This is a genomic window from Methylibium sp. T29, assembly GCF_000576205.1.
Classification (GTDB): Bacteria; Pseudomonadota; Gammaproteobacteria; order Burkholderiales; family Burkholderiaceae_C; genus Methylibium; species Methylibium petroleiphilum.
In genome coordinates this window covers 1-7,480 of sequence record NZ_AZND01000169.1, presented here as the reverse complement: position 1 = coordinate 7,480, position 7,480 = coordinate 1, and the positions used below count along the sequence as shown (strand labels likewise).

Sequence of the window (7,480 nt, the reverse complement as noted above, 5' to 3'; positions counted from 1 at the left end):
GGCCGGGCTCTACACGCCGAGCGGCGGCCGGCTCGCGCTCGACGGCCGGGCGGCCGACTGGCCGCGGCTGCGCCGACTGGCCACGCTGATCCCGCAGGAGACCGAGGTGTTCGAGGCAAGCGTGCGCGAGAACCTGGACTTCGGCCGGGCCTGCGCCGACGCCGATCTGCACGCCGCACTGCACGTGAGCGGCTTCGACGAGGTCCTGGCCGCCATCGGGAGCGGCCTGGACACGGCCCTGTCCGAGCGCGGCTTCAACCTGTCGGGCGGCCAGCGGCAACGCCTCTGCCTGGCGCGCGGTGTGCTCGCCGCGCGCGGCAGTTCGCTGCTGCTGCTGGACGAGCCCACCAGCGCCCTCGATGCCGCGACCGAGGCGCGCGTGCTCGAACGCATCGCGCAGGCCTTCCCGGCGGCCTGCCTGGTGGCGTCGATCCACCGCCTGAGCCTGCTCGATCGCTTCGACACCGTCGTGCTGATGGCGGCTGGCCGCGTGGTCGATGCCGGCCCGCGCGACGCCGTGCTGGCGCGCCAGCCGACGCTGCGATTCGTGCCGGTGCCGCATTGATCGACGCTCCACATCGGGCATCCTTCACGACCGGCCCGACCGGGCCGCCGTGTCGGGCCGCGAGGCCTGCGATGCTCACCCCGAATGACCGATATCCCTGTTCCCGAACGCAGCGGCTCGATGACCCCGACGATGCTCTCCCCGCAACCGAATGCGCAGGCCGACCGACCGCCGGCGTGGTGGGTCTACCTGCTGCTGCCATTGCTGCATTTCGCCAGCGTCAAGCTGACCTTCCTGTGCGCCGTGTCGCCCGAGAACGAGGTGGTGATCTGGCTGCCCAACGCCGTGCTGCTGGCAGCGCTGCTCCACTTCCGCGGCCGGCGCGGCGGCTGGATGGCCCTGCTGACGTTCAGCTCCGACGTGCTCGCCAACCTGCCGGTGTTCCCACCGCTGCAGGCGGTGCTGCTGAGCCTCGTCAACCTCACGGAAGTGACGCTGGCCTACCTGCTGCTGCGCCGCGCGGGCACGTCGCCGGCGTTGGACCGGATCCAGGACCTGGGCAAGTTCGTCGTCATCGGCCCGCTGCTCTGCGCACTCGTCGCCGCGCTGCTGGCGAGTCTGGTGCTGCAGGCGATGGACGGCGTGACGACACCCTATCCCACGCTGGTGCTGCTGTGGTGGTTCGGTGACGGCCTGGGGCTGCTGATCTTCACGCCGATGCTGCTGGCGCTGGCGCAGCCCGCTCCGGAGCCGATCCGGCTGCGCTGGCAGGACGGACCGGTGCTGCTGTTCACCGGCGCGCTGGCCGGGCTGATCCTGTCGGGGCAGTCGGAGCGCTGGAGCGGCGTGCCGCTGACGCCGAACCTGCTGCTGCCGCCGATGCTGTACATCGCGGTCCGCTTCGGCACGCGCTGGACCGCGCCGGCGGTCGCACTCATCGCACTGGCGGCCGCCTGGGCCCAGACCACCGGCCACAAGCCCTTCGGCGAGGCCTCGCCGCACGAGCTGATCCTGCGCACCCAGGAGTTCATCCTGACGCTCAGCATCGTCGGCATGGGCTTCGCCACGCTGCTGAGCGAGCAGCGCGCGCTGACGCGCAGCCTGGAGGACAAGGTGCGCGAGCGCACCCTGAAGCTGGAGGAGTCCAACAGCCAGCTGGGCACGCTGAGCACCACCGATGGCCTGACCGGCATCGCCAACCGGCGGCGCTTCGACGAGTTCATCGCCGGCGAATGGCGACACGCCCGCCTCACCGGCCAGCCGCTGGCGCTGGCGCTGCTGGATGTGGACCTGTTCAAGCACTACAACGACCGCTACGGCCACCAGGCCGGCGACGACTGCCTGCGCACCATCGCGCAGGTGCTCGGCGCCAACGTGCGCCGCGCCGGCGACCTGGTGGCACGCTACGGCGGCGAGGAGTTCGCCCTCGTGGCGGTGGCGGCCGACGAGACCAGCGCGCTCGCCATGTCGCGCGGCATCTGCCAGGCCCTCGAGGCGCTGGGGCACCGCCACGAGCTGTCGCCGTTCGGCGTGGTCACCGCCAGCATCGGCGTGGCGGTGCTGGTGCCCGGCGAGCACGACACGCACGAGACGCTCATCCGCCGGGCCGACCGGGCGCTCTACCAGGCCAAGGCGAACGGCCGCAACCAGGCGGTGCTGGCGGACGACGCCGCGGCCTGACCCGCACCCCGGCGCACCGCGCGCCCTGTCCGACTATCCTTCGCGCTTGCCGCCGGCGGCGCGATCGACCGTGTCGCGCCGCGCCGTTCCACCGCTCGCGCCCCTGAAAGGACCGCCATATGCCCCGTTGGGCCCTGCTCCTGCCGCTCGCCGCCGCTGCCCTGCTGGGAGCCTCGCTGGCCCTGCCGATGAACGCCGCCATCGCCTCGGCCTGTGCCGTCGCGCTGATCGGCGCGGTGATCGCGGCGGTCCACCATGCCGAGGTCGTGGCGCACCGCGTGGGCGAGCCGTTCGGCACGCTGGTGCTGGCGATCGCGATCACGGTGATCGAGGTGGCGCTCATCGTCTCCATGATGCTGGCCGGCGGCGAGGGCAAGGCCGAGCTGCCGCGCGACACCATCTTCTCGGCGGTGATGATCATCTGCACCGGCGTGGTCGGCATCTGTCTGCTGGTCGGCGGCCTGCACCACCACGAGCAGTCCTTCCAGCTCGACGGCGCGAACTCCGCGCTGGCGGCGCTGGTGGCCATGGCCGGTCTGTCGCTGGTGCTGCCGTCCTTCACCACCAGTTCGGACGGCGGCACCTACACGGTCTCGCAGCTCACCTTCGTCGCGGTCTCCTCGCTGGTGCTGTGGGCGGTGTTCGTGTTCGTGCAGACGGTGCGCCACCGCGACTACTTCCTGCCGCCGACGAATGCCGACGACGAGGACATCCACGCCAAGCCGCCGTCGAACGGCCAGGCCTGGGCCAGTTTCGGCCTGCTGCTGATCGGCCTGGTGTCGGTGGTGGGGCTGGCCAAGCAGCTGTCGCCGACCATCGAGGCGGCGGTCGCGGCCGCGGGCGCGCCGAAGGCCGTGATCGGTATCGCGATCGCGCTGCTGGTGCTGCTGCCCGAGACCTGGGCCGCGGTGCGCGCCGCCCGCGCCGATCGCCTGCAGACCAGCATGAACCTGGCGCTGGGCTCGGCGCTCGCCAGCATCGGACTGACCATCCCGGTGGTCGTGGTGGCCGCAGTGCTGCTCGACCTGCCACTGGTGCTGGGCCTGGCGGCCAAGGACCTCGTGCTGCTGCTGCTGACCTTCATCGTGGGCGCCATCACGCTGGGGACCGGGCGGACCAACCTGATGCAGGGCGCCGTGCACCTGGTGCTGTTCGCGGCCTTCCTGTTCCTCTCGCTGGTGCCCTGACAGGTCCCACGGCTCAGCGCGGCGCGGCCACCACTTCGCCTGCGCTGCTGACATCCACCCGCTGGTAGTCGGCGGCATACTTTTTCGCATGCGCACCAGATCCTTCTGATAGCGCCGGCCCAGCATGTCCTTCTTGTCGACGTCGAGGATGCGGCCGGCCACCTTGAAGAACTTGCGCTCCTCTTCCTTCAGGTGGTGCCGCACCTTCTCGCCGAGCCGCTTCGCGGTGTCGAGCCAGGCTTCGCCCTGCTTGTCGGACACGCTCAGTTCCTCGCACAGCTCCTCGATCTGGTGGTGCTCCGACAGGGCATGCCGAGACGACGACAGCCCCGGATCGGTCATCAGCAAGGGCACGTAGAGGAAGCGTTCCTCGGCGGCGGCATGCGCCTCGAGCTCCACCTTGAGCTGCAAGAAGACCTGCTCGCGCTGCGCCGTGGAGGCGCGCGCCGCCGTCAGCCGGCGGCACAGCTGGCGCTGGATCTCATGGCTCTCGTGCAGCAGATCGAACAGGCTCGCGGACATGGTGGCGGTTCCTCCGGTTGGGTACCGGGCCAGTATTGCGTTCGACAGCAGGCACTGTCCACCCGCCGCAGCGAGGTCGCGGCACAGGCGCGCAGCCGTCAGCGGCGTTGTCCTACACGGCAACGGCTGCCGCGGCCCGCGACCGCAGCGCGAGACCGGCCACGAAGGCCCGTCCGATGAGCAGCAGACCCACCGCGCCGATCGCCAGGAAGCCCGGCGGACCGATCACCCCCACCAGCCACCCGCCCAGCGCCACGCCGGCCGACTGCCCGAGGAAGAAGCACGAGGCGAAGGCGGCGACGGCCGCACCACGCCGGTCGGGCGCCATCTGCGTGGCATTCACCTGCAGCGTGTTGTGCACCATGTAGAAGCCCAGTCCGGCGACGAAACATCCGGCCAGCGCCCAGCCCCAGCCCGGCCCGAAGCCGACCGCGACAAGCGCCCCGCACATCATCAGCGAGCCCCAACGTGCCAGGCCGGCCTCGCCGAGCCGCCGCACCAGGGGGCCGGACGAAACGGCGAAGGCGAAGCCGCCCAGCCCGAACAGCATCACCAGCGCGCCCGCGGCCGACAGCGAGAGCTGGAAGGCTCGTGCACGTGCGAGGCGATGAAGGCGAACGGCCCGAACAGGAACAGGCCCTCGAGAAACACCAGACCGAGGACCACCCGAGCCCAGGGACGCGCCAGCACGCCGCCGAACTCGGTCGCGATGCGGCGCAACGGCGACCCGTCACTCGCCGCGCGCACCGGGCGGGCGGCGTCCGGCAGACGCCGGTTCAGCGCGAACAGCGCGACGCTCACCAGCGCGAAGAAGCCCGCGAGCAGGAAATAAGGCGCGCGCCAGCCGAGGTGATCGGCCGCGAAGCCTCCCAACCAGACGCCGGCGGACAGGCCACAGATCTGGCCGATCAGGAAGCGCGCGAGGACGGGCTGCCGGCGCTCGTAGTCGACGACGTCGCCGATCCACGCCATCGACAAGGGGATCACCGCCGCCGCGGTCGCGCCGGCCAGCACGCGTGCCAGACGCAGCGCATCGAAGCCGGGCGCCATCCCGCACAGCACGGACGTGAGGGCGCAGGCCGCGGTGGCCCAGGCGATGACGCGGTACTTGCCGTAGCGATCGCCGACCGGACCGAAGAACAGCTGGGCCAGCCCGTAGGCCGTCGCGAACAGCCCGATGACCTGCGAAGCCTGGCCCAGCGTGAGGGCGAACTCGCCGGCCAGGCGCGGCAGCAGGGCATCGTTCACCCGCATCGACAAGCCGCTGCCGAAGGCCGCCAGCGCCAGGCAGGCGACCGCTCCGCGCGGGAGCGGCGGCGAGGAGGAAGAAGAAGAAGAAAGAGACGGCGGCGCGGCAGCGTTCATCAGGCGGGAGCGAAAGACGGCGCGTCCGGACACGGGCGGGCCGGAGACGACCAGCGGCGACTCTAGGAGAGCACCGTGGCGCGTGTGCCGGCAAGGTCTCTCGCAGCCGTGCTAGCCACACGACGTCCGGCATGTCAGGTTTCGATCCGGGCCCGCAGCTCGCGCGGTGAACAGCCGAAGCGCCGGCGGAAGGCGCGGCTGAAGTGGGCGGCATCCTTGAAGCCCCACGAGTACGCCAGTTCGCTCACGCGGCGCAGACGCTGCTGCGCGGCGCACAGGTCGCGCCGCGCGGCTTCCAGGCGCTCGGTCTGGATCCAGTCGGCCAGCGAGCAGGCCTCGCCGGCCCAGGCCCGGTGCAAGGTGCTCGGTGACACGCCGAGGCGCTCGGCGATGCCGGCCACCGTGAGATCCGGATCGCGCAGCCGCTCGCGCACCAGCGCCTTCACCTGCTGCCGGTGCAGCGCGACGAGCCGCGACACCGGCGGCGGCCGGGCGCCCGGCAACGTCGACAGGCCGGCGATCAGGATCTGCGTCACGCTGTCCGCCACGGCCGCCGCCGACTCGGGCGCCAGCGTGGCGATCTCGGCCGACAGCGTCTCGATCATGCCGATCATCAGGTGACCGGCCCCGCGCCGGCCGCTGACCGCGCAGGCGGTGAGCGACGGTGTGTCGGTCAGGGCGGTGCGCAGCGTGGGGCCGGGCAGCATCAGCACGTACTGCTGGAATGCCGCGTCGAAACGCAGCTCGTAGGGCCGCGTGCTGTCGTAGAGGGCGAAGTCGCCGGGCGACAGGTGGGCCACGCGTCCGTCCTGCACGACCGCGCCGCAGCCCTGCGTCTGGATGCTGACGAGGAAGTAGTCCTCGCTCGCCCGCGCGATCTTGGCCGGCGTGCGGCGCACGCGCTGCGCGCTGGCCGTCACGCGCGACAGCGTCAGCGTGGACAGCGCATCGGCGGCGATCTCGCCTTCGAACCGCGAGGCGTCGCCGATCGCGTCGCAGTCCAGCTGCACGTAGGTGTCGCAGACGCCGTCGGTCCAGTACGCCAGACGCTGGGCGGGCTCGACACCGACGGTAGTGAACAGGGTGGGCATGGGGCTGCAGCTCAGGGCCTGTAAACGCCGTTCGCAACGCGGCCAGGCCGCGCGCTGCGTGCTGCGGTCAAGTACCGCGCTTCGTCCAGGCAAGACGCCGGGACGGATCCGTCGCATGCTCCGCTCCATTGCACGACAGGAGCCTCGCCATGCCGGTTTCGCACCCCAAGTTCCGCGCTGCCGCCGTCCAGGCTGCGCCGGTGTTCCTGGACCTCGACGCGTCGATCGACAAGGCCGTGGGCCTGATCGCCGAGGCCGCCGCGCAGGGCGCGCAGCTCGTGGCCTTTCCGGAAACCTGGCTGCCCGGCTACCCGTGGTTCATCTGGCTCGATTCGCCGGCCTGGGCGCTGCAGTTCATCCAGCGCTACCACGATCACTCGCTGGTCGACGGCTCGCCGCAGGCCGATCGCATCGCCCAGGCGGCCCGCGACCACGCCATCATGGTCGTGATGGGCCACAGCGAGAAGGCCGGCGGCAGCCTCTACATGGGCCAGTGGATCATCGACGCCGAGGGCCGCACGGTGGCGCGGCGCCGCAAGCTCAAGCCCACGCACGTGGAGCGCACCGTGTTCGGCGAGGGCGACGGCAGCGACCTCGGCGTGCACGACACCGCGCTCGGACGCATCGGCGCGCTGTGCTGCTGGGAGCATCTGCAACCGCTGTCGAAGTACGCGATGTACGCGCAGGACGAGCAGGTGCACATCGCCGCCTGGCCCAGCTTCTCGCTCTACCGCGGCGGCGCCCATGCGCTGGGCGCGGAGGTGAACACCGCCGCCAGCCGCATCTACGCCGTGGAAGGCCAGTGCTTCGTGGTCGCCCCCTGCGCCACGGTCTCGAAGGAGATGGTGGCGCTGCTGTGCGGCGACGACCCGACGAAGCGACAGCTGCTGCTCGAAGGCGGGGGCTATGCGGGCATCTACGCACCCGACGGCCGCCTGCTGACCGAGCCGCTGCCGGAGCACACCGAGGGTCTCGTCCACGCCGAGCTCGACCTGGGCCTGATCACGCTGGCCAAGGCGGCGGCCGATCCGGCCGGCCACTACTCGCGGCCCGACGTGACGCGCCTGCTGCTCGACAAGACACCGCGCGACCGCGTGGTGCTGGCGCCGCAGCGCCCTCCCGGCGCGTCG

The 7,480-nt window shown here is 71.6% G+C and carries 7 protein-coding genes and 1 pseudogene; 4 read left to right on the top strand and 4 right to left on the bottom strand.

The window, feature by feature from the left end; translation table 11 throughout:
• From x551_RS16160 to x551_RS16150, 3 genes are all read left to right on the top strand, one after another.
• Positions 1 to 565: ATP-binding cassette domain-containing protein (locus x551_RS16160; RefSeq protein ID WP_036249530.1), on the top strand; the 565-nt coding region annotated here is incomplete at its 5' end.
• A gap of 132 nt (positions 566 to 697) precedes the next feature.
• A complete protein-coding gene (locus x551_RS16155; RefSeq protein ID WP_051495855.1) occupies positions 698 to 2,185 on the top strand; it encodes a diguanylate cyclase in 1,488 nt (495 codons plus the stop codon).
• A 119-nt stretch (positions 2,186 to 2,304) separates the two neighbouring features.
• Complete coding sequence (locus tag x551_RS16150; RefSeq protein WP_036249526.1) at positions 2,305 to 3,372, top strand: ionic transporter y4hA; 1,068 nt, start codon at positions 2,305 to 2,307, stop codon at positions 3,370 to 3,372.
• 219 nt (positions 3,373 to 3,591) lie between these two features.
• Here the strand turns inward: x551_RS16150 and x551_RS27535 are convergent.
• The 4 genes and pseudogenes from x551_RS27535 to x551_RS16135 all read right to left on the bottom strand — a co-directional run.
• Positions 3,592 to 3,894 (bottom strand): annotated as a pseudogene (locus tag x551_RS27535) (hemerythrin domain-containing protein); the annotation flags it as partial.
• A 112-nt stretch (positions 3,895 to 4,006) separates the two neighbouring features.
• On the bottom strand, positions 4,007 to 4,444 hold the full coding sequence (locus x551_RS27530; RefSeq protein WP_253950399.1) for a hypothetical protein: 438 nt from the start codon (positions 4,442 to 4,444) through the stop codon (positions 4,007 to 4,009).
• Complete coding sequence (locus tag x551_RS16140; RefSeq protein ID WP_253950398.1) at positions 4,444 to 5,259, bottom strand: MFS transporter; 816 nt, start codon at positions 5,257 to 5,259, stop codon at positions 4,444 to 4,446. The genes x551_RS27530 and x551_RS16140 overlap by 1 nt, the downstream gene beginning before the upstream one ends.
• A 134-nt stretch (positions 5,260 to 5,393) precedes the next feature.
• Positions 5,394 to 6,350: a helix-turn-helix domain-containing protein gene (locus x551_RS16135; protein ID WP_036234750.1), complete on the bottom strand. Its 957-nt coding sequence runs from the start codon at positions 6,348 to 6,350 to the stop codon at positions 5,394 to 5,396.
• 149 nt (positions 6,351 to 6,499) lie between these two features.
• Here x551_RS16135 and x551_RS16130 point away from each other — a divergent pair.
• Positions 6,500 to 7,480 (top strand): carbon-nitrogen hydrolase family protein (locus x551_RS16130; protein WP_036249520.1); only part of this gene is annotated, 981 nt, incomplete at its 3' end.

Coding starts and splice junctions, on each gene's coding strand:
- x551_RS16155 (WP_051495855.1), top strand. CDS start 698: ATGCTCTCCCCGCAACCGAATGCGCAGGCCGACCGACCGCCGGCGTGG.
- x551_RS16150 (WP_036249526.1), top strand. CDS start 2,305: ATGCCCCGTTGGGCCCTGCTCCTGCCGCTCGCCGCCGCTGCCCTGCTG.
- x551_RS27530 (WP_253950399.1), bottom strand. CDS start 4,444: ATGCTGTTCGGGCTGGGCGGCTTCGCCTTCGCCGTTTCGTCCGGCCCC.
- x551_RS16140 (WP_253950398.1), bottom strand. CDS start 5,259: ATGAACGCTGCCGCGCCGCCGTCTCTTTCTTCTTCTTCTTCCTCCTCG.
- x551_RS16135 (WP_036234750.1), bottom strand. CDS start 6,350: ATGCCCACCCTGTTCACTACCGTCGGTGTCGAGCCCGCCCAGCGTCTG.